23 protein-coding genes are annotated in these 25,739 nt (G+C 44.5%); 7 read left to right on the forward strand and 16 right to left on the reverse strand.

Annotated elements, in window-relative coordinates; genetic code table 11:
• Positions 1–228: 228 nt before the first annotated feature.
• Together AB4513_RS05655 and miaE are read left to right on the forward strand one after the other, a co-directional pair.
• A complete protein-coding gene (locus AB4513_RS05655; protein ID WP_009848859.1) occupies positions 229–993 on the forward strand; it encodes a hypothetical protein in 765 nt (254 codons plus the stop codon).
• Between the two features lie 98 nt (positions 994–1,091).
• On the forward strand, positions 1,092–1,886 hold the full coding sequence (gene miaE, locus AB4513_RS05660; protein ID WP_012604394.1) for a tRNA isopentenyl-2-thiomethyl-A-37 hydroxylase MiaE: 795 nt from the start codon (positions 1,092–1,094) through the stop codon (positions 1,884–1,886).
• A 107-nt stretch (positions 1,887–1,993) separates the two neighbouring features.
• Here miaE and pyrF read toward each other — a convergent pair whose 3' ends face one another.
• From pyrF to AB4513_RS05715, 11 genes are all read right to left on the reverse strand, one after another.
• Positions 1,994–2,689 carry an orotidine-5'-phosphate decarboxylase gene (pyrF, locus tag AB4513_RS05665; protein ID WP_102257828.1) on the reverse strand — a complete coding sequence of 232 codons (696 nt, stop codon included), beginning with the start codon at positions 2,687–2,689 and terminating at the stop codon, positions 1,994–1,996.
• 122 nt (positions 2,690–2,811) lie between these two features.
• Complete coding sequence (gene lapB, locus AB4513_RS05670; RefSeq protein WP_009848862.1) at positions 2,812–3,987, reverse strand: lipopolysaccharide assembly protein LapB; 1,176 nt, start codon at positions 3,985–3,987, stop codon at positions 2,812–2,814.
• Between the two features lie 12 nt (positions 3,988–3,999).
• Positions 4,000–4,272, reverse strand: a complete 273-nt coding sequence (locus tag AB4513_RS05675; protein WP_012604397.1) for a LapA family protein — start codon at positions 4,270–4,272, stop codon at positions 4,000–4,002.
• A 129-nt stretch (positions 4,273–4,401) separates the two neighbouring features.
• On the reverse strand, positions 4,402–4,686 hold the full coding sequence (gene ihfB, locus AB4513_RS05680; protein WP_010439923.1) for an integration host factor subunit beta: 285 nt from the start codon (positions 4,684–4,686) through the stop codon (positions 4,402–4,404).
• A gap of 121 nt (positions 4,687–4,807) precedes the next feature.
• A complete protein-coding gene (gene rpsA, locus AB4513_RS05685) occupies positions 4,808–6,478 on the reverse strand; it encodes a 30S ribosomal protein S1 (RefSeq protein ID WP_012604398.1) in 1,671 nt (556 codons plus the stop codon).
• A 106-nt stretch (positions 6,479–6,584) separates the two neighbouring features.
• Positions 6,585–7,265 (reverse strand): (d)CMP kinase, encoded by a 681-nt coding sequence (gene cmk, locus AB4513_RS05690; protein WP_009847140.1) that lies wholly within the window; start codon positions 7,263–7,265, stop codon positions 6,585–6,587.
• 278 nt (positions 7,266–7,543) lie between these two features.
• Positions 7,544–8,290, reverse strand: coding sequence for a 3-deoxy-manno-octulosonate cytidylyltransferase (kdsB, locus tag AB4513_RS05695; RefSeq protein ID WP_009847141.1), 747 nt, complete (start codon positions 8,288–8,290; stop codon positions 7,544–7,546).
• A complete protein-coding gene (locus AB4513_RS05700) occupies positions 8,290–8,469 on the reverse strand; it encodes a Trm112 family protein (RefSeq protein ID WP_004736429.1) in 180 nt (59 codons plus the stop codon). Before AB4513_RS05700 ends, kdsB begins: the two co-directional genes overlap by 1 nt.
• The gene (gene lpxK, locus AB4513_RS05705) at positions 8,450–9,457 is read right to left on the reverse strand and encodes a tetraacyldisaccharide 4'-kinase (RefSeq protein WP_009847142.1); all 1,008 of its coding nucleotides are present in this window, start codon (positions 9,455–9,457) and stop codon (positions 8,450–8,452) included. Before lpxK ends, AB4513_RS05700 begins: the two co-directional genes overlap by 20 nt.
• A 14-nt stretch (positions 9,458–9,471) precedes the next feature.
• Positions 9,472–11,220, reverse strand: coding sequence for a lipid A ABC transporter ATP-binding protein/permease MsbA (msbA, locus tag AB4513_RS05710; protein ID WP_009847143.1), 1,749 nt, complete (start codon positions 11,218–11,220; stop codon positions 9,472–9,474).
• A gap of 31 nt (positions 11,221–11,251) precedes the next feature.
• On the reverse strand, positions 11,252–13,384 hold the full coding sequence (locus tag AB4513_RS05715) for a DNA internalization-related competence protein ComEC/Rec2 (protein ID WP_372069756.1): 2,133 nt from the start codon (positions 13,382–13,384) through the stop codon (positions 11,252–11,254).
• Positions 13,385–13,599: 215 nt separating this feature from the next.
• Here AB4513_RS05715 and AB4513_RS05720 point away from each other — a divergent pair, with 215 nt between their 5' ends.
• Positions 13,600–14,112, forward strand: coding sequence for a DUF2062 domain-containing protein (locus tag AB4513_RS05720; protein ID WP_009847146.1), 513 nt, complete (start codon positions 13,600–13,602; stop codon positions 14,110–14,112).
• Between the two features lie 212 nt (positions 14,113–14,324).
• On the opposite strand, the gene lolE is transcribed toward AB4513_RS05720, so the two are convergent.
• Genes lolE through lolC form a run of 3 tightly spaced genes read right to left on the reverse strand, consistent with a single transcriptional unit; the run spans position 14,325 to position 17,463 of the window.
• On the reverse strand, positions 14,325–15,569 hold the full coding sequence (gene lolE / locus AB4513_RS05725; protein WP_009847147.1) for a lipoprotein-releasing ABC transporter permease subunit LolE: 1,245 nt from the start codon (positions 15,567–15,569) through the stop codon (positions 14,325–14,327).
• Entirely contained in the window at positions 15,570–16,262 is a 693-nt protein-coding gene (gene lolD / locus AB4513_RS05730; RefSeq protein WP_009847148.1) for a lipoprotein-releasing ABC transporter ATP-binding protein LolD, read from the reverse strand.
• The gene (lolC, locus tag AB4513_RS05735; protein WP_170962710.1) at positions 16,255–17,463 is read right to left on the reverse strand and encodes a lipoprotein-releasing ABC transporter permease subunit LolC; all 1,209 of its coding nucleotides are present in this window, start codon (positions 17,461–17,463) and stop codon (positions 16,255–16,257) included. The genes lolD and lolC overlap by 8 nt, the downstream gene beginning before the upstream one ends.
• A 227-nt stretch (positions 17,464–17,690) precedes the next feature.
• Between lolC and AB4513_RS05740 the strand changes: the two genes are divergently transcribed.
• The 4 genes from AB4513_RS05740 to AB4513_RS05755 all read left to right on the forward strand — a co-directional run bounded on the left by AB4513_RS05740 (position 17,691) and on the right by AB4513_RS05755 (position 23,242).
• A complete protein-coding gene (locus AB4513_RS05740; RefSeq protein WP_009847150.1) occupies positions 17,691–18,260 on the forward strand; it encodes a hypothetical protein in 570 nt (189 codons plus the stop codon).
• 6 nt (positions 18,261–18,266) lie between these two features.
• A complete protein-coding gene (gene mfd, locus AB4513_RS05745; protein ID WP_102257825.1) occupies positions 18,267–21,728 on the forward strand; it encodes a transcription-repair coupling factor in 3,462 nt (1,153 codons plus the stop codon).
• Between the two features lie 63 nt (positions 21,729–21,791).
• Positions 21,792–22,559: a peptidoglycan binding protein CsiV gene (locus tag AB4513_RS05750; RefSeq protein ID WP_009847152.1), complete on the forward strand. Its 768-nt coding sequence runs from the start codon at positions 21,792–21,794 to the stop codon at positions 22,557–22,559.
• 137 nt (positions 22,560–22,696) lie between these two features.
• Positions 22,697–23,242 (forward strand): GNAT family N-acetyltransferase, encoded by a 546-nt coding sequence (locus AB4513_RS05755; protein ID WP_009847153.1) that lies wholly within the window; start codon positions 22,697–22,699, stop codon positions 23,240–23,242.
• Positions 23,243–23,353: 111 nt separating this feature from the next.
• Here the strand turns inward: AB4513_RS05755 and AB4513_RS05760 are convergent, their stop codons facing one another.
• Positions 23,354–24,643 carry an NAD(P)/FAD-dependent oxidoreductase gene (locus AB4513_RS05760; RefSeq protein WP_009847154.1) on the reverse strand — a complete coding sequence of 430 codons (1,290 nt, stop codon included), beginning with the start codon at positions 24,641–24,643 and terminating at the stop codon, positions 23,354–23,356.
• Between the two features lie 512 nt (positions 24,644–25,155).
• The gene (gene ycfP, locus AB4513_RS05765; RefSeq protein WP_009847155.1) at positions 25,156–25,695 is read right to left on the reverse strand and encodes an alpha/beta hydrolase YcfP; all 540 of its coding nucleotides are present in this window, start codon (positions 25,693–25,695) and stop codon (positions 25,156–25,158) included.
• Positions 25,696–25,739 lie beyond the last annotated feature (44 nt).

The following is a 25,739-nucleotide window of genomic DNA, read 5'->3' on the forward strand; positions in this document are numbered from 1 at the left end:
TCGAGAACTAAAATGACAGAAATATCGAGCTTTTAAAGCGTAACAAATAAAAACATCACTGACGCTTTGTAAGCCACTCCTCATTCTCACACATTAGTTAGTAAATTTTGATTGCCGATTGCGCTCAACAAGAGATAATCAAAAATTGTAATTTACAAGTGCCTATACACAATGGAATCGTGTATCCTCTCTAGTTAGCTATAGAAAACAATAAGCAGACACAAATATATGAATATTGGTTTAATAATCGCCTTGGTAGCCGTGCTTTTGGTGTTGGTTTTAGGCTACAACATCATGCTTCAATACAAAGTTAAGGTAGAAACAACGAAGAAACAGGAAGCTTCTCGTTATCTAACCATTATAGATGGAACAGAAGAGTTAATTGGCAATGCTCACCACATGCCGTTTAGCCAAGATCTTCTTATATGCTTAAACAATCGAATTCTTGATGCATTAGTTAATATGTATGAACTCGATCCTAAAAATAAGCAGCTTGCCCAACGCATCGAAAGCGTAAAGCAACAAATCACTCAGCTTAAAGAGAACCACCAAGGGGGCGAAAGCACCGCTTTTCGCATGCCTAGTAGTGACAAGCAAGCAATCATGATGCTTAAGCTAGTTAAACGCTTGCGTGACACGGTTCGTAACGAGCACAATAAAGGACGTTTTAATACTCAAGCTTTTGTGGTTGAAAACGCTCGCTTAGAAACAATCCAAATTCGCATCAACATCGAGAATGTTATCAAACGTGCAAATGACTCGATATCTCGTGGACAGCCTGGCACAGCGATTCAACTGTTGCGCAAAGGCATCGATGCATTAGCCACTAAAAACGACGCATACTCCAATCAAGCGAAAGACAAGCTACAACAGATGCTTGACGATCTTGATCAGAAGCGCCTAAATAAAAACGCAGAAGATTTACAGCAGATGGAATCGAAAGAGCGTGAAGATGACATGGATGCTCTATTCGGTCAGAAGAAAAAATGGTAACGCTCTAACTCAACACTTAAAGGCCGCTCTATTTAAATTAGCGGCCTTTTTTGTACCTGTGGAATTTCCTTTCTCCGTATAGGGGGATCTCTTAAGCTGTGATAAAATCCCGCATTATCAACAAACTTGCCCTTACCATGTATCAAGAATTATTAGCCCCTATACACTCTTTTCTTAAAGCTGAAACGCCAGATTCATGGATAGATGAAGCCAAGAAGCCTGAAAACCTTCATATCATTCTACGCGATCACATGCTTTGTGAACTTAAAGCAGCTCAAAGTGCTTTGTTCCTTATCCGTAAATATGCGGTAGATAAAGAAAGCGCGAAGCAACTGAATGAGTGGATTTTGCCCTACGAGCAATTTGCTTACCGTCGTATTGGAGACTTGGAGTCTCTACGTGGTAAAAGTAATGTATCAAAGCAAATTACAGCGAAAGAAGGCTGTAATTACGGTGCTGACTTGATCGATAAAATGGTATTGCTGATCAAAGAAGAGCTGCATCACTTCTACCAAGTGATGGAATTGATGGTAAAAAAAGGCGTGACTTATCAACCGATCGAGGCGGGCCGCTACGCTAAGGGTTTAATCAAGCAAGTTAAGACTTACGAGCCTGATGCTCTAGTTGATAAGCTTATTATTGGTGCATTTATTGAAGCTCGCTCTTGTGAACGCTTTGCTAAACTGGCTCCTTTCTTAGAAGAAGACATGGAAAAGTTTTACGTATCTCTACTTCGTTCAGAAGCTCGTCACTATCAAGACTATCTTGAACTCGCGGAACAAATCGCAGGGAAAGATATCTCTGAGCGTATTGCTCATTTTGCGCAAGTTGAAGCAGAACTTATCACTTCAGAAGACAGCGACTTTAAGTTTCATAGTGGCGCTCCGGTTTAAGCCGTTTAGAACAAGTCTACTCCAGACCAATTCTGTATTTAGTACACCTATAAGAAGGCCAGCAAATTGCTGGCCTTCTTTATTGGAATTACGACTTAATGATAAGCTTAAGCTAGCGTGCCGTTGATTTCAGCAAGTACTGATGCAGGGTCTGCTGCTTGAGTAATTGGACGACCGATAACAAGATAGTCAGAACCTGACTCAATCGCCTTAGAAGGCGTCATGATACGCTTCTGGTCACCAACATCAGCGCCTACAGGACGAATACCTGGAGTTACTAGTTTGAACTCCTGACCAAGTGCACCTTTGAGCAAAGAAGCCTCTTGTGCAGAACATACAACACCGTCTAGGCCTGAGTTTTTAGTCAAAGACGCTAAGCGCATCACTTGTTGCTGTGGCTCTAGATCCAGACCGATACCCGCTAAGTCAGATTGCTCCATACTGGTTAGTACCGTCACACCGATTAACAATGGACGAGCTTTACCATATGGTTCCAAAATTTCACGAGAAGCCGTCATCATACGCTCGCCACCGCTCGCGTGTACGTTCACCATCCACACGCCCATCTCAGCGGCAGCACGTACCGCTTTTGAACATGTGTTCGGGATATCGTGGAACTTAAGGTCCAAAAACACAGAGAAACCACGTTTATGTAATTCACGAACAAATTCAGGGCCAAACAGAGTAAACATCTCTTTGCCAACTTTTAGGCGGCAAGATGCTGGGTCAATACGATCGACAAAGGCTAACGCATCCGCTTGGTTATCATAATCCAATGCTACAATGATTTTTTGGTCGTTCATTTCATCTCCTAACGCAGTTAACTTTCTACAAAATATTTATACCAATCAGGCCATAAATAACAGTCATAAAAATGCAGCCCGAAAGCTGCAATTAATAATTTGGTCTTAAAATGACCACAAATCTATTCACCATCAAGCCCACGAATAGGCTTGATCGTTCCCCACCCCTTACATGAAGGGCAGTGCCAATACATTGAGTGAGTTGAGAAACCACACTGACGGCATCGGTAATGAGGCTTAACCTTGAGTTGTTCACCAACCATAGATTGAAGCGTTGTTAAGCTGTCTTTGGCTCTACCTTCTTCCGCTTCCTCTAGGTGATAATCAATTAATCGATAAAAACCTTTCATGGTTGGGTTTTTAACAAGCTGCTTTGTCAGTAGCTCTTGAGCAGAGCCAACATCTTCATGGTCGGCAACGAGTTGAGCCAGCATCAACTCAGCGGAAACACCGGCTTTCTTCTGAATACACGCTTTAAGGAACTCGACCAACTGCGCTTCTTGTCCAAGTTTGTGGTAACACTCAGCAAGCGTTGGCAGGACTTCACTAATGAAGTCGATATCTTGCTCGAGAACTGACTCTAAATAAGTAATTGTCTTGTGATAATCTTCATTGGCTAAATAGAATTTTCCTAAAGCAATACTGGCTCGAACACATTTAGGGTCTTCTGAAAGGGCCTTCTTGAAGTGCTGAAGCGCTTTAGGGCGGTTGCCGTCGGCTTGTTCTTGCATCGCAAGCTCACACCAGAAGTGTGCAACCATCGCACGCGTCTTCATTTTCTTCTTGCTCAGCTTAACTAAGATATTCCCGTAATGAATCGCTTTATTCCACTCACGCGTTTGCTGATAAATGGCAACCAACTGCTGTAAAGCGCCTTCTTTATGATCAGGCTCTTCTACAAGCTGTTCAAAAATTTTCTCTGCGCGATCAAGAAAGCCTGAGACCGTATAGTCTTTAGCTAATTGTTGCAATGCGAGGTTTTTTTGATCGAGGGTAAGCCCAGACCGAGAGATAAGATTTTGGTGAATACGAATAGCGCGGTCGACTTCGCCTCTTGAGCGGAACAAGTTGCCCAAAGCCAAGTGAGTATCGATGGTTTCATTGTCTACTTGAAGTAACTCAATGAAGTGATCAACCGCTTTGTCAGATTGGTCTGACAGTAATAGGTTCAAACCCGTCACGTATTGGCGGGAGATCTGGTGTGATTGCTTTTGTTTTTCTTGCTGAGCATTACGATTACCCATATACCAACCATAAGCGGCTGCGATGGGCAAAAGTAAGAACAGTAACTCTAACATCAAATATGGCCTTTAAGCTTTAGTTTCAGCAGCGACCTGCTTTGATTGCTTATTGAGTTGCTTCTTCAAGCGATGAATTTTTAGTTGAGATCGCATGTGCATATTTCCAAAGACTAACCAAGCAAGAGCAAAACCTGAAACGAATACAACACCTAGCAAGCTTGACAGGTGGAAGTCACCTTGCGCTAGCAAATAATTGAAATTCACAATTGTTTGGTTTTGAGAGCCTAAAGCCAGTGCCATTAGGAAAAGTGCGATAACAGCGACTATTTTTATAATTTTCATAGTTCATCACTCATTGATTAATTAGCTGTACGATTATGCAGGAAAATTACTAATCAGACCACCATATTATGGTCATAAAAAAGCGGCATACATTATAGTATGCCGCTTTTCTTAATTCCGATAAGTAGCCTACAACCCTGAGTTTACTCGTTCGCGTAGCTCTTTACCTGGTTTGAAGTGAGGAACGTATTTACCTTCCAACTCAACCTTGTCACCAGTTTTAGGATTACGTCCAACACGAGGTTCACGGTAATGCAGAGAAAAGCTGCCAAAGCCGCGAATTTCGATTCGATCACCACTTTCTAGTGTTGAAGCCATGTGCTCTAAAATGTCTTTTACAGCGTCTTCAATTTCTTTTGCAGAAAGATGCGTTTGCTCAGCGCACAGTCTTTCAATCAATTCAGACTTAGTCATAGTTACCCTCGTTGGTTTTCTTTTTAGAAATTATAGACCTATAGGAAAAATAAGCAAAAAAAAAGGAGCCTTACGGCTCCTTTCTTGGCTAGATAGCTATAATTCTCTTAATGAGAAGCTATTATTCGCCTTTAGCAGCTTTGAATGCGTCTGCCATTGCGTTACCGAACGCGCCTTCATCAGACTTGTTCAGTGAAGCCATTGCTTCTTGCTCATCAGCTTCATCTTTAGCTTTGATAGATAGGTTGATTACGCGGTTCTTACGGTCTACACCAGTGAACTTCGCTTCAACGCTGTCGCCAACGCTTAGGATTAGAGATGCATCTTCGATACGGTCACGAGAAACTTCAGAAGCACGTAGGTAGCCTTCAACGCCTTCGATTAGCTCGATAGTAGCGCCTTTAGCGTCAACTGCAGTTACAGTACCGTTTACAAGAACACCTTTCTTGTTGTCAGCAACGTATGCGTTGAACGGGTCGTTTTCCATTTGCTTAACGCCAAGAGAAATACGCTCACGCTCTGCATCTACTGCTAGAACAACAGCAGAGATTTCGTCGCCTTTCTTGTATTCACGTACAGCTTCTTCGCCGGCAGCGTTCCAAGAAATGTCAGATAGGTGTACAAGACCGTCGATACCGCCTTCTAGACCGATGAAGATACCAAAGTCAGTGATAGACTTGATCTTACCAGTAACTTTGTCGCCCTTAGCTTGCATTTCTGCAAATGACTGCCATGGGTTAGCTTTACACTGTTTCAGACCTAGAGAGATACGACGACGTTCTTCGTCGATATCAAGAACCATAACCTCAACTTCGTCGCCAACATTAACAACTTTAGAAGGGTGGATGTTCTTGTTAGTCCAATCCATTTCAGAAACGTGTACTAGACCTTCAACGCCTTCTTCGATTTCAACGAAGCAGCCGTAGTCAGTTAGGTTTGTAACACGACCAGAAAGCTTGTGACCTTCTGGGTAACGCTTAGCGATTGCTACCCATGGATCTTCGCCTAGTTGCTTAAGACCTAGTGAAACACGAGTGCGCTCACGATCGAACTTAAGAACTTTAACTAGGATTTCGTCACCAACGTTAACGATCTCTGATGGGTGCTTAACGCGCTTCCAAGCCATATCTGTGATATGTAGAAGACCGTCAACACCGCCAAGATCAACGAATGCACCGTAGTCAGTAAGGTTCTTAACGATACCTTTAACTTCAGTACCTTCTTGTAGAGTTTCAAGAAGTTCGTCACGCTCAACACTGTTTTCAGATTCGATAACAGCACGACGAGAAACAACAACGTTGTTACGCTTCTGGTCTAGCTTGATTACTTTGAACTCTAGCTCTTTGTTTTCTAGGTGAGCAGTGTCACGGATAGGACGTACGTCTACTAGAGAACCAGGAAGGAAAGCACGGATACCGTTAAGTTCAACAGTGAAACCGCCTTTAACTTTACCGTTGATGATACCAACAACAGTTTCAGCTTCTTCACAAGCTTTCTCAAGTACGATCCAAGCTTCGTGACGCTTAGCTTTCTCACGAGAAAGTTGAGTTTCACCGAAACCATCTTCAACAGCGTCTAGAGCTACGTCTACTTCAGCACCAACTTCAACTTCAAGTTCGCCAGCAGCGTTCTTGAATTGTTCAGCAGGGATAGCAGATTCAGACTTAAGACCAGCGTCTACAAGAACGTAACCGTTCTCGATAGCTACTACAGTACCTTTAACGATGCTGCCTTGTTGGAATTCAGTTTCAGATAGAAACTCTTCAAAGAGTTGAGCAAAAGATTCAGTCATTATTTAATCTTCAATAATTAAACGTCCATGGGTATCCTACCGCATGGGGTTGATAAATTCGCCGGTCATCATCCTTGCGACCAACGTTCGTACTAGCTCGGCGAAATTACCCAGCCAGTTTCGATTCAATATAGTGTAGTGCTTTTTCGACTACCTGCTCAATATTCATTGAGGTGGAATCAAGCACTAGAGCATCCTCTGCAGGGCGAAGTGGCGCCACTGGGCGATTACGATCTCGATCGTCTCGCTCTTGGATCTCGCTCAAAAGGTCGTCAAATTTAACATCTAACCCCTTCTGTTGCAACTGTTTAAGGCGACGACTCGCGCGCTCTTCAGCACTTGCATCTAAAAATATTTTCGCTTCAGCTTCAACAAATACAACGGTTCCCATGTCACGACCGTCTGCAACTAAACCAGGAGCTGCGCTAAAAGCACGTTGACGACGTAACAGTGCTTCACGAACGCGAGGTAAAGCAGCGACTTTTGAAGCCGCCATGCCCGTCTCTTCTTTACGAAGTTCACCAGACACATCTTCGCCTTCTAAGATAACCTTCACTAGCTCACCTTCAGCGATAAACTGAACATCTAAGTGAGTTGCAAGCGGTACTAAAGCATCTTCTGATTCAGTATCCACGCCATGGTGAATTGCCGCTAAAGCCAATACGCGATAGATCGCGCCTGAGTCTAGAAGATGAAAGCCTAGCTTATCTGCTAGTAACATACACAGGGTACCTTTACCTGCACCACTTGGTCCATCAACCGTAATCACTGGGCTTTGAGAAGGCATCTTTTACTCCACGTTTTGTCGTAAGTTTTATTCTGTACTAGCGATTCGCCACTACTTTATAGGCGGCATATTATAGAGAAAATTTGCAAGTCGAGCGAGGTAAATCTCAGATAATTCCGGGGTGATGCTACAGAAACCCATGCAACCAACTCAATATCCGTTAACTTAGATAAATAAGGCTGTCATCCGCTTCTCTTTAGGCATAAAAAAGCCTCGCGATAAGCAAGGCTCATGATTTTGCATTTTTGTAGAGCAAAGAAGTAGTCGCTAAAAGACGCTTAGCCAATAATAGCTCGAACCGCTTCTAGGTCTTCTGGCGTATCAACACCAGCTGCAGGTGCTTCTGCCGCAACGTCTACATGGATTTTTTCACCGTACCAAAGTACACGTAGCTGCTCTAGGCACTCAATACGCTCAAGGGTACTTGGTTCCCAATTGATATAGGTATTAATAAAACCCGCACGGTAAGCGTAAATGCCAATGTGACGAAGCAGTGGAGATTCAGCAGCTGTACCATTGTTCGCGTAAGCATCGCGATCCCAAGGAATAGTAGCTCGGCTAAAGTACAGGGCATACCCATCTTTGTCGGTCACAACTTTTACGGCGTTAGGATTAAACACTTCGTCAGCATGAGTAATTTCCACACCGAGTGTTGCCATCGGAGCTGTACTGTTCGCAAGGTTGTTCGCGACCTGATTAATGATCGCAGGTGGGATAAGTGGCTCATCACCTTGAACATTCACGATAATATGATCATCTGGAATCTTCATAACTTCAATCACTTCAGCGAGGCGCTCAGTGCCTGACTCATGATTCGGTGATGTCATACAAACGGTCGCGCCAAATGCTTTGGCCGCTTTTTCAACTCGAGCGTCGTCGGTAGCGATAATAACGTTATCGGCACCCGCCTTCATTGACTGTTCGTATACCCATTGAATCATCGGCTTTCCACCAATGTCAGCAAGTGGCTTCCCTGGTAAACGGCTCGATTGGTATCTTGCAGGTATAACAACCGTATAAGACATTACTTACCCTCATCCATTGAAACGGTGCGAGCTTCAGGTTCCAAAAGAACAGGAATACCCTCTTTAATTGGGTAAGCAAGGCGATCAATTTTACAAACAAGCTCTTGCTTATCCTTGTCAAAAGTTAGTTTACCTTTACATACAGGGCAAGCAACGATCTCAAGTAGACGGTGATCCATAGTATTCCATAACCTCTTTTATTCTTTTTAAAATTTGCTGTTGCGAATCTTCATCAAACTGCGCAGAAACTGGAAGATACCACCAGTTATCTTGCGCATATTCTTCGCATTTTACAGCGTCTTTTTCTGTCATAATCATATTCATACCTTTTTTTGCCAAGGCATGAAGTTCATCTTTATCAAAATCTTGATGGTCAGCGAAGCCCTGCGTGTAAACCACGTCACCATCAAGGTTTTCCAATGTTTTGAAAAAGCGTGGTGGGTGACCGATACCAGCAAAAGCCACCAGCTTCTGTAATTCTGCCACAGACCTTTTCTGACCCGTCTTCAGGTTAACCGCTTGGCTTGGAAGCAAAGACATCGAGAACTCTCGCCCGTGCGCTTTACCGCCATTATTAACCAAAAAGTCTACGTCATCTAAACGAGATATAGGCTCTCTTAATGGGCCCAAAGGAATTAGGCACTCACTACCAAAGCGTCTCGCACCGTCGATAACAGCAAATTCAATATCGCGTTCAAGTGCATAATGCTGAAGGCCGTCGTCAGTGATGATGACATTAACCCCTTCGCTCAGCAAAGCCTTTACTGCGTTTGCGCGCACAGGGTCAACCGCTACAGGCGCACCAGTTCGCTTACGAATCAAACGAGGCTCATCACCAGAGTGCTCTGCTGGCGTGTTTTCATCCAACACTAACGGATAGTTTGGTGCTTTCGCCCCATAACCTCGAGAAACAACACCTGGCTTAAAACCGTGAGCCTGAAGCATCTCTACCAACCAAATCACAACCGGTGTTTTGCCATTGCCGCCAGCGGTGATATTACCAACAACAATCACGGGTAAAAGCGGGCGATAGGTCTCTTTTTTCCCCGATAGATAAGCATCACGACGTTGACCGCTGATCATTTTGAACAGCTGACTCAATGGCCACAATAGCGGCCAGAGAAAGTATTTTAATGGGTGATTGTTAAACCAAATTTTTTCGATCACAACAAGACCTAATCTTATCCGCTGAACTGAATTCGGTGTAGTTGTGCATAAGCGCCATCAAGGGCGATGAGCTCGGCATGTGCACCTCTTTCTACAATATGCCCATCATCAACCACTAGAATCTCATCAGCTTGCTCGATAGTAGAAAGTCGGTGTGCGATAACAAGTACTGTTTTGTCTTTCTGCAGCTCTTCTAACGCAGATTGAATCGCTCTTTCTGACTCGGTATCCAATGCAGATGTCGCCTCATCAAGGATCAGAACAGGTGCATCTCTCAATAGAGCACGTGCAATCGCGATACGCTGTCTTTGACCGCCAGACAGGCTCGCGCCATTTTCGCCAACAACCGTATCGATGCCATTTTCCATGCCTTCGATAAACTCGCTTGCATGCGCAAGTTTAGCCGCGTGTTCGATCTGTTCACGTGAATACTGTTCTTCAGCTGCGTAAGCGATGTTGTTCGCAACCGTATCGTTAAATAGGTGCACATTCTGGGAAACAAGAGCGAAGTGCTCACGTAGATTTCTTAATTCATAATCACGAATGTCGTGACCATCAAGCTCAATAGAGCCAGAGTCTACGTCATAAAAGCGAGTAAACAGGTTCGCAATGGTACTCTTACCCGAACCTGAACGGCCGACAAGTGCGACTGTCTTGCCTTTCGGTATATTAAAACTGACCTTATCAAGCGCTGCTTTCTCTGCTCCTTGGTAAGTAAATGTCACATCTTTTACTTCAACTTCACCCGCTACGGTTTCAGGCTTCAACGTACCTTTATTTTGTTCCGTATCTAGATCCATCAAACCAAATAGGGTCGTACTCGCTGCCATACCACGTTGGAATTCAGACGTTACGTTAGTCAGAGCTTTTAGTGGGCGTAGTAAACCAAACATCGCCGAGAACACAACAGTGAACGTACCAGGAGTAAGCTCTGCTTTAATTGAATCAACACTAGCAAGAAATAGAACAACTACGATTGCAAGTGATGCAATCATCTGAATAATTGGGTTAGCGGCCGCTTGAGCAGTGATTAGCTTCATGCTTTGTTGGCGCATTTGGTTACTAACTTGGTCAAAGCGGTGTTTTTCTAGATCTTGTCCGCCATACGTTAGAACGACTTTATGTCCTTTCAGCATTTGTTCTGCAGAAGAGGCGACGTGACCCATACTGGTTTGCATGTTCTTAGAGATCTTTCTGAATCGCTTCGATACGATACTGATTGCCCACGCGACAAGAGGGGCGACAGCGAACAACACCAAAGACAACTGCCAACTATTCCAGAACATCAGCGTCAACAGGCCAATAATACTTGCACCTTCACGGACAATACTGACTAATGCTTTACTGGTTGCCGCAGAGACTTGCTCTGAATCGTAAGTAATTCGAGATAGCAGCGCACCAGTCTGTTCTTTATCAAAAAAAGAAACTGGCATATGCATAAAATGGCTGAATATTTTACGTCGAATTTCCATGACCACATTGCCTGAAACCCAGCTCAAACAATAAGTTGAAACAAAGCCACTGATGCCACGAACGAACATCATGACAAAGATAATGAGAGGGAGCGTACGTAAAAAGTCAGATTCTGCATTACCAAAGCCTTCATCAAGTAACGGCTTTAGTAAGGAAATCATGTAGGTATCAGTGACAGCATTTATAATAAGCGCAATAACCGCAACACCAAGGCCGGCCTTATATAGTCGAATATAAGTCCAAAGTCTTTTAAATGTGACCCAGGTAGTTTCATCTGTTTGTGTTGACATAGAATCGCTTAATTTTCTCACAATAATCTTCCTATTCTACTCCCTTACGAAGCATCTGCCTATACCACTGTCTGCCTTGTTGTTCTCTAATCTCATGATATTGCCAACCTTCTTGACCAATACTGATGGTTATTTGGCCGCTTTCTCCAGTATCAAGCCAAGCACTCCCTGCGTCGTGATAACGTTCAATAACGGATTCACTCGGCATCCCCCATTGATTGCCTTTGCCCAAAGAAGCGATCGCTAACTGAGGTGAAACGGCCTCAATAAAACTGGCGATCGAAGACGTATTGCTACCATGATGAGGAACAAGCATTACGTCACTTCGAAGCCGTTCGCCTTCGCGTGCAAGTAACCACTCACTGACCAATTCAATATCACCAGTAAGTAACATCGAGAACTCTAGAGCGGGGTCAAAAAGCCTGACCACGCACGAATGTGGGTTATACGCCCTCTTCACTTGTTTGGGAGGCCACAAGACCTCAAAAGCAACCCCTTGCCAAGTCCATACTTCTCCTAAAATACATGCTTGAATATTTGACGATTCTTGAATCGTAGATTGTCCTTGTTGACTGATATTCTGACTGGCTCTTACCCACTTAGGGTTGTAATTTTCAAGTAACGACGGATAGCCACCAGCGTGGTCAGAATCGAAATGACTCACTATTATACCCTCCAACTCATGAATTCCCCTCTGATTCAAAGTAGGAATAAGTAAGGATTCGACAATGGAACCTCCTGGCCATGCGTTACCAAGATCGTAAATAACAATCTGATTGTTCTTTTCTAAGAGCAAAGACAACCCGTGACCAACATCCAAGATATCGATAGTTAGTTTGTCTTGTTGAGGCTTGCCGAACTCCCACCACAGTACAAACACGGTAATAATCAATATAGATAGTGCTCGCTTGAAATATCGACTGACAAAACCGAAAAACAAGATGAGGAATACAGACAACTCAATCGTGTGATTATCCACTTGAAACCAAAATCGTTCAGAGAAAGGAAGACTAAATACGAGAGGCTCAAGCGATAAGTCGACCAACATCCATAATTGTTCAGACAAACCATTGTTGAATGTAGTTAAGCCAACGCCACCTGATACTGGCGCCAATATTAAGCTAAAGAACATTGCCAGGAACAATAGTGGAATAACCACCATCGACACCCAAGGTAAAAGGAGCAAGTTGTAGAAAACAGAGACTAAGCTGACCCCATTAAAGAACAGCATCGAAAAGGGAGCAATCAGGAATGTCAGCATTAACTGAATCTTGAAGAGCTGCAGTGCTCGGTCGATAAATGTTGAGTTTGAATCGGATGACTGACTATTTAACGCAATGTAAAGAACGGCACCTAACGCACCAAAAGACAACCAGAAGCTACTCGATAATGCTGAAAATGGCCAAATTAGCAGAACCACGCACAGACTTAAGGCGACATACCGAAACAAACTGATATTTTGCCCACGCCACAAGAAATAGCTGGCGATAATACACATCACCAAAGCTCTCAAGGTGGGCAGCGTGAACCCAGCAAACCAACTGTAGAAATAGGCTAAGCCGACTCCGAATATTGTGGGCAACCAAAGAAGTGAAGATGATAGTAACCTGAATACCTTTCCTACTTGATAGCCGATACCAAAGGCAATCCCAATATGCAGCCCCGAAATAGCCATCAAGTGAATCAAACCACTGCTTTTAAGTAAGTCCCAACGCTGAGAGTGAATAAGGTCTCGATAACCAAAACTCAAAGCCATAATGAGGTCTTGATTTGCCAGTTGACTTAACCTTTCAAGACTGTTTTCAAACCAATAGGACCGTAAGTTGCTATTGGTATGAATGCGATACTTTGTATTAGATCTGTAAATTGCATTGGCAACCACACCTGCGCTAAACAGATACTTTTCTAAATCAAAGCCTGCTTCATTGAGTTTGCCCCATACAGGCTTTATATACACAGATAAATTGACATCATCTCCGAGTGTTAACTTAAAAGGAGTAAACAAACGTAATTTTATTAATTGAGGAAAGATTAATTTTTCGCCGCCAATTGATCTAGCTACTATTACGCTTTCAAAACCGTGGCTATTTTCACTAAAAAGGCTAACAACCGAAGCATTTATGGTAGTATTCTGCCCTGATTGAAATAAGCGACTCGTTTGTATTTCAATTACATTCCCTAGGCAGATAACTAGTATCAATGCTGTTGCTAGACCTCTTGCACTCCGGAAAACGCTATACTTTGTTGATGCTAGTAGTAACAACAGCATCAATGGTGCCCAAACCCAATGAGGCATCACAGGCCAGAAGCTGGCAGACACAACTGTCGCAGCAAATGAAATCAAGAACCAAGTGTTAAACAAGAGAGTAGCTTCCTCCTATGCCAAGAAAGTTTATCAAACGATTTATGCCTGACCATGAGCTAATCAAGCGTCAGAAAGCATTGAAAGTTTTTGGCAATGTTTTGTACAACCCCAACTTATGGTGCCTTAATCGTCGCTCTGCGGCAGGCGCATTCGCTGTTGGGTTATTCATGGCGTTTGTCCCTCTACCAAGCCAAATGATTATGTCTGCAGGCCTTGCTGTCGCATGTGGCGTTAACCTACCTTTGGCTGTCGCACTTGTTTGGATCAGTAACCCGGTCACTATGCCCGTTCTCTTCTACTTTGCTTATAAAGTCGGGGCGTTTGTTATGCATGTACCACCTCAAGCCTTCCATTTCGAATTGTCTTGGGACTTCATCTTGGCGCAAATGAATACAATCGGGCCTCCTTTCTTACTGGGTTGCCTGATTTGTGGCGTGGTTTCAGCAATGATTGGCTACTTTGGTATTCGCGGGTTATGGCGTTACTCAGTAGTAAGAAGTTGGAAGAAGCGTCAAGCAAGGTACTGACAACTTTTCCTTGTCGTTCAATCTATCCTTGTATGCGCTTCACTTAAACCGCACACAAGTTAAAGTCAGATGAACCGCAGAACTCTGCAATATTGGGATGTAACCACAGTCGTAAAGAATGCAGATTGAATTCAAAAAAAAGGATCCCATCAGGGATCCTTTTTTGTGTATGCCATTTGTCTATCATGCTACATGAAGTATTACTAAGCGCATTACTTCGAGCTAAGCACCGAGGCAGGGTTTAACTTGGCTGCTCGTGATGCTGGGTACCATGTCGCCAATAGGCTCAATACAATCGCTGTACCGGAAACCACAACAACATCCGTCATATCGAGTTGTGATGGCAAGAAGTCGACAAAATAGATGTCACCGGACAAGAACTGGTGATCAACTAGCCTTTCAAGCCCTTTGATAAGTGTCGTGAGATTAAGCGCCACTAACACGCCTATTACACTGCCCACCAAACTACCTAACACACCGGAGAATACGCCCTGCCAAACGAAAATGCGTTTCACAAGGCCGTCCGATGCGCCCATGGTTCTTAAAATCGCGATCTCTGATGCTCTGTCTTTTACTGCCATCATTAATGTCGAGACAATATTGAAACAAGCAACACCAATAACCAGTACCATCACCAGATACATAATGGTGCGAACCAACTGAATATCTCGATACAAGAAGCCAAACTTCTGTTGCCAGCTTCGTAGATACACATACACATCAAGCTGGTTACCCACCTCACGCACAATAGAGTTCGCGTTCAGAACATCGGTCACTTTTAAAGAAACCCCTGTCACAGCCTCACCTAGGTTTGCGTAAACTTGCGCATCGCCGATCGGGATCAAAGCTAAGCTGTGGTCAATTTGGCCATTAAGCGTCAGCAAGCCAACGACTTTGACTCGAACACGTTTAGGTGCTTGAACCTTAAGCGAACCATTCACCGTCGGGATCATCAGAGTTAAGTAATCACCGACTTTCGCGCCAAGTACATTGGCCACGCCAGAGCCCAGGATAATCTGTTGTTGCCCTGCCTTAAAATCGCTCCAAGCTTTCTTATCGATAAAACTCGATAGGCTCGATACTTGTTGCTCAAGTTGTGGATCAACACCGCGAACTTCAATTGCTTTCAGCTCTTTGCCTTTTTCGGCAAGCGCGGTAATTTTCACATAAGGCGCAGCTGCGACAACGTCTTCATGTTGGGTCGCTTGTTCGATCACATGCTCCCAACGTGTTACAGGTTCATTGACGCCCTCAAACTCACCGTGAGGAATGACAGAAAGTACTCGTGATTGAAGCTCTCGCTCAAAACCATTCATTGCAGATAAGCCGATAATGATTACCGCGACACCAACAGCAATACCAATTGTCGAAGACAAGGAGATGAACGACACCATTTTGTCTCGTTGTTTCGCCCGGCTAAATCGGCCGCCTATCAATAGAGATAAAGAAGAAAACACTTAGCTCTCCTCTTTTTCTACGTTGACCAGTAAACCATCTTGCATGTGAAGTTGGCGATCCATCTTACCGGCAAGTTCACCATCGTGAGTCACAACCAAAAAGGCAGTATCGTACTCACGGTTCAGTTCGCGCATTAAGTCGTAAATAGAAAGTGCTGTGTTGTGGTCTAGGTTACCAGTCGGCTCATCCGCCAACACTAGCGCAGGCTTGTTCACCAATGCACGAGCAATTGCCACTCGTTGCCTCTCACCACCTGAAAGTTCTGAAGGTCGGTGGTCAACACGATGACTTAGCCCCACTTTATCAAGTAACAACTGTGCTTCTTGTTTAGCTTTCGCTGGCTTCTCTCCACCTATCAACAACGGCATTGCTACGTTTTCTAACGCTGAGAAATCAGAAAGAAGATGATGGAATTGATACACAAAGCCAAGATGCTGGTTGCGAAGCTTGGCCTGCTTATTCGAACTCAAAGACGCTAAGTCTTGTCCGAGAAAGCTTACGCTGCCATCAGACGCATCATCCAGTGCCCCTAAAATATGCAATAACGTACTTTTACCGGAACCAGAGGTACCAATGATAGCGACTAGCTCACCCTTTTCGATTTCAAAGCTGACGCCCTTGAGAACCTCAGTATCTAACGAGCCTTCACGGTACGTTTTACGGATATCATTACATTGAAGGAAATTACTCATAACGAAGGGCCTCAGCAGGTTTTACAGACGATGCACGATAAGAAGGGAATACAGTGGCAATCAAGCTAAGTGCAATAGCCAGAACCACAACAACCGCAATTTGGATTGGATTAATCAATATTGGCAACTGTCCACCAAATGAAAACAGAGCAACACCCATCGCCTCTAAAATAGTATTGAGGTTCGAAGCTAAAATCACGCCCAGGATGCCACCAGATAATGCGCCGATCACACCACTGCTTGCACCTTGAACCATAAAGATCCCCATGACTTGACCATCACGCATACCTTGGGTTTTTAAGATGGCGACTTCGGACAGTTTCTCCATCACCACCATAATAAGCGCAGAAATAATGTTAAACGCAGCAACACCAATGATCAGCCCAAGCATCAAACCCATCATGTTTTTTTCCATTCGAACGGCTTGGAATAGCTCGCCACGTTGGTCTCGCCAATCGCTCCACACCCAACCTTCCGGTAGCGGTTGGTTTGATAGTTCTGCCACTTCAAATGGGTCATCAAAAAACAGTCGCCAGCCTGAAATGGTGTCTGATTTATAGCGCATCAAACGCCCAGCATCGTTGATATCTGTCACCATCAATTGAGCATCGATATCCGAACCCGTGTTAAAAATGCCAGCTACGGTAAAATTTCGTTGGCTAGGTATGCGCCCTAACGGTGTGTATTGGCTGGCACTGGTGACCATTAAGCGAACTTTGTCGCCCATAGACACTTTCAAGTTTCTTGCCAAGGTATGACCAAGGAAAAGCTGATACTGACCAGCTTTGAGTGAAGACAGTCTGCCAGCAATTAAATGATTCTGAAGAGGGTCATCTGAATTTGGCTCAATACCGATTAACAAGCCCGCAGATAACTGAGCAGGACTTTGGATCACCGCTTCACTGCGAACAATAGGTTCTACGTGGCCATTGAGCGACATTTGCTCCGCAAAGCTAGGTGCTTGAGCAGAAAGTGACGTTGTGCCTCCTTGCTCGTAAACGACGGCTTGAGGAAGGACACCAAGAATTCGGTCTTTTAACTGCGCTTCGAATCCATTCATTACCGACAAAACAGTAACCAGAGACAGCACACCAATGGTAATTCCGGCTGTCGACATATAAGAAACAAAACGGCTAAAGCGATCACCGGAACGGCCTTTCAAATAACGCAGGCCAACAAACAATGAAATAGGATGAAACATACTTTGAACCATCTAAAGGAGATGCGGGTTAATGTAACGGGTATTGCCGTTACTGTGTAGGGGTTAATTGAAAATATAGAGTGAATTAACTCAATTAGTTAGGCTTGAAAAACAGAACCTTGTCAAATAGCTAACTTTCAAACAACTATTTGAGACTTTCAATTAACTGACCTTGATTACTGCGGCCACATAGCGATAATCAATAGATCACTTCAAGGAACTAACGCATGACAGAACAAGAGTTTTTTACCGTTCACCACAGCCTTACCGCTAATATTGAGCCAATGGACAGTAACTTCGCTTTACCTTCTCAGATTCAGTTCGAATCGGAGATCCCTGCCCCTTTTGTAGTGGCAAGTGAATTTAGCCAATTGGATCTATTAGCTGACAGTGCTCGCAACGAACTGAAAAACAGCGACTTGAAGAATGTCATCAGTTTATTGGATGCACAGAACTCTAAATTAAACCTCTTGTTGAGCTTTATGTTATCGCAACAAGATGATGAACAATTTCGTACCCATACGTATTCATTTGGCGCGAGTCAGTTCTCGTGTTTTTCCAAAACAGATATCGAAGCGGGTCGCTTAGTTAAAGCAAAGCTCTTTATCGAGCACCCTGCCGCCGCTATCTATTGCTACGCGGAGGTCTTCGCTAGCGAACCTAAAGATTCAGGCTTCGAAATCAAATTCAAATATGCTCATCTTCGTGATACTGACCAAGACTTGTTGATCAAGGCTGCGCTCCATCAACAACAAAAGCTCTTACGTCAACGCTCTCTAGAACGAGATAACAAGTAAATAGACATGACAAAACAATCCATTTTCACACTACCTAAGCTCAAAGGTGCCGGTGACAAAAAGCACATCGGTAACCTAGTTGGTTCATCTCTCGCGCTTACTATCGCTAAACTAGCGGAGCAGCATAACAGCCATACTTTACTTGCAGTGCCTGATCCTCAGATCGCACTCAAGCTTCAATCTGAAATTGAACAGTTTACGGCACATGAAGTTGCGTTATTTCCTGACTGGGAGACGCTGCCATACGATAGCTTCTCGCCGCACCAAGAGATCATCTCAGATCGTATAGCACGCCTTTACGCACTGCCAACGCTAAAAGATGGCATCACGATCGTTCCGATCAGCACGTTATTGCAACGCCAGTCACCGCGCGACTTCTTACTACAACACACGTTAATGGTGAAAACAGGCGATCTCTATTCACTAGAGAAATTACGTCTGCAACTCGAAAAGTCGGGCTATCGCTATGTTGACCAAGTGTTTGGCCCGGGTGAATACGCTAGCCGTGGTTCTATTCTCGACCTGTTCCCAATGGGCAGCAAAGACCCGTATCGTATCGACTTCTTCGATGACGAGATCGACACGATCCGTACTTTCGATCCTGAAAACCAGCGCTCTATCGAAGACATCTCTGAGATTCGACTGCTGCCTGCTCACGAATTCCCAACCTCGGAAACAGCGATTGAAGATTTCCGTATTCGTTGGCGCCAACAGTTTGATGCGCGCCGTGAACCAGAATCGGTTTATATGCAGGTTTCTAAAGGCACGTGGCCTGCTGGTATTGAGTATTGGCAACCGCTGTTCTTCGAGCACACCGAAACCTTGTTTGATTATGTTGCCGATGAAGCGCAACTCCTGATTCTAGGTGATGTCGAGACTGCAGTAGATTCGTTCCTAACGGACGTTTCTCACCGATACGAGCAACGCGGTGTTGACCCGTTACGACCGCTGCTGACACCTGAACAACTGTGGCTAAAGAAAGACGAGCTGTTCGCACACTTCAAACAGAAGCCACAGGTCAACCTAAGCTTAGACACGATTGAAGAAAAAGCTGGGCGTACAAACCTTCCGGTTATGCCTCTGCCTGATCTCAGCGTTCAGCATCAGAATAAAGAACCGTTGTCTAACTTAAGAAAGTTCACTGAAGCCTTCGATGGCAAGGTTGTTTTTTCGGTTGAGTCTGAAGGCCGCCGTGAAGCTCTGAGTGAATTGCTTCGAGGCATCAAAGTTCGTCCAAGCGAAGTTGAAAACCTCGACGCGGCAATTAAAGGTAAAGATAAGTTCACCCTGATCCTAGGTTCTGCTGAGCATGGCTTTATCCACGAAGAGCAAAACATCGCCCTTGTCTGTGAAAGTGATCTATTGGGTGATCGCGTTATTCAGCGTCGTAAAAAAGACAAAAAAAGCGTAAACAGCGACACCGTAATCCGTCACCTTGCGGAACTTAAACCGGGCCAACCCGTTGTTCACATTGACCACGGTATTGGCCGCTATATCGGCTTGCAAACACTTGAAGCGGGTGGGATGAAAACCGAATACGTAACACTTGAGTATCAACACGATGCCAAGTTATACGTGCCTGTTGCCTCTTTGAACTTAATTGGCCGCTACTCTGGTGGCGCTGAAGATTCTGCACCGCTACACAAACTTGGCGGTGAAGCATGGCAGAAAGCTCGTAAGCGCGCCGCAGAGAAAGTCCGTGACGTTGCAGCAGAGCTACTTGATGTTTACGCCAAGCGAGAGCTAAAACCTGGCTACAAGTTTGTGCTCGACCGCGGCCAATACGCGACTTTCAAGTCTGGTTTCCCGTTTGAAGAAACCGATGACCAAGCGATGGCCATCAATGCTGTTATGTCTGATATGTGTCAAGCAAAAGCCATGGATCGTTTGGTGTGTGGTGATGTTGGCTTTGGTAAAACCGAAGTCGCGATGCGTGCAGCATTCGTTTGTACCGACAACAGCAAACAAGTGGCGGTGTTAGTACCAACTACCCTACTTGCTCAGCAACACTTCGAGAACTTCCGTGACCGTTTCGCCAACTTGCCGATTCGTGTTGAGGTTCTATCCCGATTCAAATCAGCTAAAGAGCAGAAGTTGATCATGCAAGATGTCGCCGACGGTAAGGTCGATATCTTGGTAGGGACTCACAAGCTGCTTTCGAGCGATATTAAGTTTAAAGACCTAGGCCTGCTGGTTGTCGATGAAGAACACCGATTTGGTGTGCGTCAGAAAGAGAAAGTGAAAGCGATGCGTGCGGATGTCGACATCCTAACGCTTACTGCGACACCGATCCCGCGAACGCTGAACATGGCAATGAGTGGCATGCGTGACCTTTCGATCATCGCTACACCACCCGCACGACGCTTGGCAATTAAAACCTTCGTTCGCGAAAGTGATGATGCCATCGTCAGAGAAGCGGTGCTGCGTGAAATCATGCGTGGTGGTCAGGTTTACTTCCTGCACAACCAAGTCGACACGATTGAGAAAACAGCAGAGTCACTACAGAAGTTGATTCCAGAAGCACGCGTTACTGTGGCTCATGGCCAGATGCGTGAGCGCGAACTAGAACGCATCATGAATGACTTCTACCACCAGCGCTTTAACTTGTTGGTGTGTACAACCATCATCGAAACCGGTATCGACGTACCAACGGCAAATACCATCTTGATGGATAGAGCCGATAACCTTGGTTTAGCACAGCTGCACCAATTGCGTGGTCGTGTCGGTCGTTCTCACCACCAAGCTTATGCTTACTTGTTAACGCCACACCCTAAAGCAATGACCAAAGATGCGATCAAGCGATTGGATGCGATTGCTTCGCTCGAAGACTTGGGCGCAGGCTTTACCTTAGCAACTCACGATTTAGAGATTCGTGGTGCGGGTGAGCTGTTAGGTGATGAACAGAGTGGTCAAATCCAGTCAGTTGGTTTCACCTTGTACATGGAGATGCTTGAACAAGCGGTTGAAGCATTGAAGGAAGGTCGAGAGCCATCGCTTGATGACCTACTGAGTGAACAAACTGAAATTGAGATGCGTTTGCCAGCACTATTGCCAGATGACTACATCCCAGACATCAACACGCGCTTATCAACGTACAAACGTATTGCGAGTGTGAGTGACACCGACGAATTGGCAGAGTTGAAAGTCGAGCTGATTGATCGCTTCGGCCTTCTGCCTGACGCAACCAAGAACTTGTTATCAGTTTCTGAGCTAAAATTAGCCGCAGCGTCTATCAAAGCGAAGAAAATTGAAGCTCACGATAAGGGGGGATTCTTAGAATTCTACCCGGATGCTGACATAAACCCGGCCTACCTTGTTAAACTGTTGCAATCTCAACCGCAAAAGTTTTCAATGGAAGGACCAACAAAGTTCAAGTTTACGATACCATTGGTCGACAGACGGAAACGAATTCAATTTGTTAGTGATTTATTGGGCGAATTCAGACAAAACTTGCTGCCTTCAGCATAAGACCCAATCCACTTGCACATATAAATTATCCAGCCGGTAGTTCGGCTGGAAGACGGAGTAAAAATGAAAAGACTGATCCCACTGCTACTATTGTTCGTCTCACTGCCAAGTTTGGCGCAGAGACAATTTGATATAGAAGTGATCATTTTTAAGCGCGCTGTTGATGCAGAGAAGGTGAACGAATCTTGGCCAAATACACAGCCTAAGATTTCACTTGAACGCGTTGGTTCATTTCAAGATACCCAATACCGAGCAAAGAAAGGCGTTCAAATGCTACCTTACTCGGAATACAAGTTAACGCCTCAGAAAGACAAGCTACGTAAACACGCTGGCTTTGAAGTTCTGATGCATACCGCTTGGCGTCAAGGCGACCAAGGTAAGAGCTCTGCACCTGTTTTCCATATTCAAGCAGGTAAAGATTTCTCTAAACAGTTTAATGCTGATGGCTCTGAAAAAGGCGCAATCACTACAGGCAGCGCTGATGGGTTCCAAGAAGAGACCATTGATAAGCCACTCTACGAATTAGACGGCAAGCTGCAAATCTACGTTCAGCACTACCTATACGCTGAAACGACATTAGATTTAAAAGCGCCAAGCGTTCGTGAAGTAACTCTACAAGAGCAACAAATCGAGCTAGATTCACCAGTAAGTGGCGCAGAAAGCAACGTCCAAGTGGGCAACCTAACTGAGATTTCTCCGACGGTTGAAGTCCAAGAGTTCCTTAAGAGCTACCGCATGGACCAGAAACGTCGTATGCGCAGCACAGAAACTCACTACCTTGACCACCCACTTCTTGGAATGGTAATTCAAGTTAGACGTGTAGCGCAGTAAGTTACTTGCCGATTCGGCTATAATTATATAAATAATTCAATCCGCCCTCCTAGTGAGGGCGTTTTATTAAGTGCTATCTATCTTTATTCTGTACTGACTCTCTTTGTTCAGTACTTACACGTTACTTGGTACGTCTTATGAGCCCTGAATTTCAGATCAACACACAAAATCTTAGCCTTAAAATCATTGAGGCCTCAGATGCTCAAGAATTTTCTCAACTGGTTAAGTCCTCCCCTAGCTTGTTGCCATGGGTCGACTGGTGTCATAGCGAGTTTTCTATCGTCGAAGCCGAGAAGTTTATTCTGGCGACTCGCTTAAACTGGGTGAAAGCCGATGCGTTTGGCTTTGGCATCTTTGAACGAAAAAGCGATAAGTTAGTCGGTATGGTTGCGATTAATGAGCTTTACCACACCTTTAATATGGCGAGTTTAGGTTATTGGGTGGGTGATGACTTTCAAAGGAGAGGGATCGCCAAAGAAGCGATGCTCGCCCTATTTGAATTTTGTTTCGCGCAACTCAAGTTAACGCGTTTGGAGATTGTCTGCGATACCGAGAACCTACCCAGCCAAAAGTTGATAGAGAAGTGTGGCGCTGAGCGAGAAACCATTGCCAAGAATCGATTTCTGTTTAACGGTAAGCCCAAAGATGGCGTGGTTTATTCTGTGCTGCCTCCAACGTCTTAACAGCAGAAATGAGTTCAACACCTGCGATAGCACGTAAGCGACACGATCAAAAAAGAGCTCCAAAGAGCTCTTTTTTTATTATCAGCGTAATGACCTTAAAGGCTTACCTGATTAGTGAAGCTTTAGGTTTGGACGAAGTACACGGTTAATACGACCAACCAGCATCATCAGTGATGTTTTGATTAAGCCGTGAAGCGCCATCTGGTGCATGCGGTACAAAGAGATGTACACCACACGAGCAATACGACCTTCAACCATCATCGAACCTTTCGTCAGGTTACCCATCAAGCTACCTACCGTAGAGAAACGGCTTAGTGAAACTAGCGAGCCTTTATCTTTGTAGATGTAATCTTTCAGGTCACGACCGTTCAACTTAGCAATGATGTTGCTAAATGCACAGCTTGCCATTTGGTGAGCCGCTTGTGCACGTGGCGGAACGAATGAACCATCTGCTTGTGTACATTGCGCCAAGTCACCGATAGCAAAGATGTTGTCATCCAAAGTTGTTTGCAGCGTGTTCTTCACAACCAACTGGTTGATACGGTTGGTCTCAAGACCACCGATATCTTTCATGAAATCTGGTGCTTTGATACCTGCTGCCCATACCATGATTTGAGCTGGGATCTTGTCGCCATCTTTGGTTGTTAGGCCGTCAGAATCCGCCTGAGTCACCATCGTATTCGTACGAACGTTCACACCAAGCTTGGTTAGCTCAGAGTGTGCTGCACTTGAAATACGAGGAGGTAGAGCTGGAAGAATACGCTCACCCGCTTCAACTAGGTTTACGTTCAGCTTGCTTGAATCTAGGTCGCCGAAGCCGTAAGTACGAAGCTCTTTAACTGCGTTGTGTAGCTCTGCAGAAAGCTCAACACCTGTTGCACCAGCACCAACAATCGCGATGTCTACCGTGCCTTGACCGTTCTTAGCGTGAAGCTTTAAGAACTGGTTGTTCATTTCTGTACGGAAACGGTGTGCTTGCTCTGGGCTATCAAGGAAAATACAGTTGTCACGAACGCCTGGAGTGTTGAAGTCGTTTGACGTTGAGCCTAGCGCCATCACAAGAATATCGTATTCAAGTTCACGGCTTGGCATCAGCAGTTCACCGTGCTCGTCTGTAAGCTCGCTTAGTGCAATCACTTTACGCTCACGATCGATGTCGTTCAGGCTGCCCATTTGGAAATCGAAGTAATGGTTTTTTGCGTGCGCACGGTAGCTTAATGCATCAACACCTTCATCCAGTGAGCCCGTTGCTACTTCATGAAGTAATGGTTTCCATAGGTGGCTTGCTTTACGGTCTACCAGAGTAATCTGGGCACGTTTCTTACGACCTAAAGTGCGGCCTAGCTTAGTTGCTAGTTCTAAACCACCAGCACCACCGCCTACTACGATAATTTTTGTCACAGTGACAATCCTCTACAAAATGAATAAATGGGGTTCGGCTCGATTACTCCAACCGATAAATTCTATGTATCTACTCGGCCTTGAATGCGAAGGCTGTTACAAATTGGATTACCGCGAAAAAGAATAACGACAGCTCACCGAGTAGTTAGAGGGGTTACAAACAACAAGTATTGGTTTGTTGTTTTGCTCACATGGATAAAAAAGGTGACTACCTGAGAGGCAGAACACAAATTATGGACAAGTTTTTTCACTCGCTCTCAATTTTTTTTGATATTTGTCAAAATATTTTGCTTTGGAACATTATATATAGCAAAAAGATGACCGCAACAAAAAAATCCTTACCCTCAATGAGGATTCGCGACTAATTAGTTAACGTTTGCGCAAACTGATCTATAAATGCGCAAACTCACAGATAAAACAGCGATAACCGCTTTATGAAACACGAACGCAAAAGTTCAGATGTAAAAAAGCAGCACTCATTGAGCACTGCTTTTATAAAGCATCCAGATTGATTAAGCGTTTTTGAACGCTTTCATTGCTTGAAGATGTTGAGAGATCTTTTTGAATTTATGACTCTCTTTCTCATCCCAGATTACGTCGTAGTAATCTTCTAGCGCGGCAGCGGTTTTGGTATTGTCGTGGATTTCATCTTCACGAGACAACACTACCAAACAGCGTCCTTTGTTTTTCATACGATACTGAGCAACACATTTAGTTGCGATGTCTTCGTATTCTTCTGGACGGTCAATTCGACCCACCATGTTATTCTCAGGATGCAGATTAGGGTTGAACACCACCTGCTTAATTCCACATAAGAAACCAATACGCTCAGACCAAAAACCACCTAAACCTACACCACAAATAATGGGATGCGGATCATCGGATTGCTCTATCACCTTATGCACTTCTTTAAGCAGATGCTGCATATCGTGTTTTGGATGCAAAGTACTGTAGTTGATGAAACGAACGTCATCATCAATGAATTGCAACTGCAGTATTTTTTCGTGATTGCCCGGGCTTGTTGAGTCGAAGCCGTGTAGATAGATAATCATTGTACCTCCCCCATTGAATATTGGTACGTTTTGATCAATCTAAC

Origin of the sequence: Vibrio sp. 10N.222.54.E6 (assembly GCF_041473955.1) — a bacterium.
Lineage (GTDB): Bacteria > Pseudomonadota > Gammaproteobacteria > Enterobacterales > Vibrionaceae > Vibrio > Vibrio tasmaniensis_A.

Coding starts and splice junctions, on each gene's coding strand:
- AB4513_RS05655 (WP_009848859.1), top strand. CDS start 229: ATGAATATTGGTTTAATAATCGCCTTGGTAGCCGTGCTTTTGGTGTTG.
- pyrF (WP_102257828.1), bottom strand. CDS start 2,689: ATGAACGACCAAAAAATCATTGTAGCATTGGATTATGATAACCAAGCG.
- lapB (WP_009848862.1), bottom strand. CDS start 3,987: ATGTTAGAGTTACTGTTCTTACTTTTGCCCATCGCAGCCGCTTATGGT.
- AB4513_RS05675 (WP_012604397.1), bottom strand. CDS start 4,272: ATGAAAATTATAAAAATAGTCGCTGTTATCGCACTTTTCCTAATGGCA.
- ihfB (WP_010439923.1), bottom strand. CDS start 4,686: ATGACTAAGTCTGAATTGATTGAAAGACTGTGCGCTGAGCAAACGCAT.
- rpsA (WP_012604398.1), bottom strand. CDS start 6,478: ATGACTGAATCTTTTGCTCAACTCTTTGAAGAGTTTCTATCTGAAACT.
- cmk (WP_009847140.1), bottom strand. CDS start 7,265: ATGCCTTCTCAAAGCCCAGTGATTACGGTTGATGGACCAAGTGGTGCA.
- kdsB (WP_009847141.1), bottom strand. CDS start 8,290: ATGTCTTATACGGTTGTTATACCTGCAAGATACCAATCGAGCCGTTTA.
- AB4513_RS05700 (WP_004736429.1), bottom strand. CDS start 8,469: ATGGATCACCGTCTACTTGAGATCGTTGCTTGCCCTGTATGTAAAGGT.
- msbA (WP_009847143.1), bottom strand. CDS start 11,220: ATGTCAACACAAACAGATGAAACTACCTGGGTCACATTTAAAAGACTT.
- AB4513_RS05720 (WP_009847146.1), top strand. CDS start 13,600: ATGCCAAGAAAGTTTATCAAACGATTTATGCCTGACCATGAGCTAATC.
- lolD (WP_009847148.1), bottom strand. CDS start 16,262: ATGAGTAATTTCCTTCAATGTAATGATATCCGTAAAACGTACCGTGAA.
- lolC (WP_170962710.1), bottom strand. CDS start 17,463: ATGTTTCATCCTATTTCATTGTTTGTTGGCCTGCGTTATTTGAAAGGC.
- AB4513_RS05740 (WP_009847150.1), top strand. CDS start 17,691: ATGACAGAACAAGAGTTTTTTACCGTTCACCACAGCCTTACCGCTAAT.
- mfd (WP_102257825.1), top strand. CDS start 18,267: ATGACAAAACAATCCATTTTCACACTACCTAAGCTCAAAGGTGCCGGT.
- AB4513_RS05750 (WP_009847152.1), top strand. CDS start 21,792: ATGAAAAGACTGATCCCACTGCTACTATTGTTCGTCTCACTGCCAAGT.
- AB4513_RS05755 (WP_009847153.1), top strand. CDS start 22,697: ATGAGCCCTGAATTTCAGATCAACACACAAAATCTTAGCCTTAAAATC.
- ycfP (WP_009847155.1), bottom strand. CDS start 25,695: ATGATTATCTATCTACACGGCTTCGACTCAACAAGCCCGGGCAATCAC.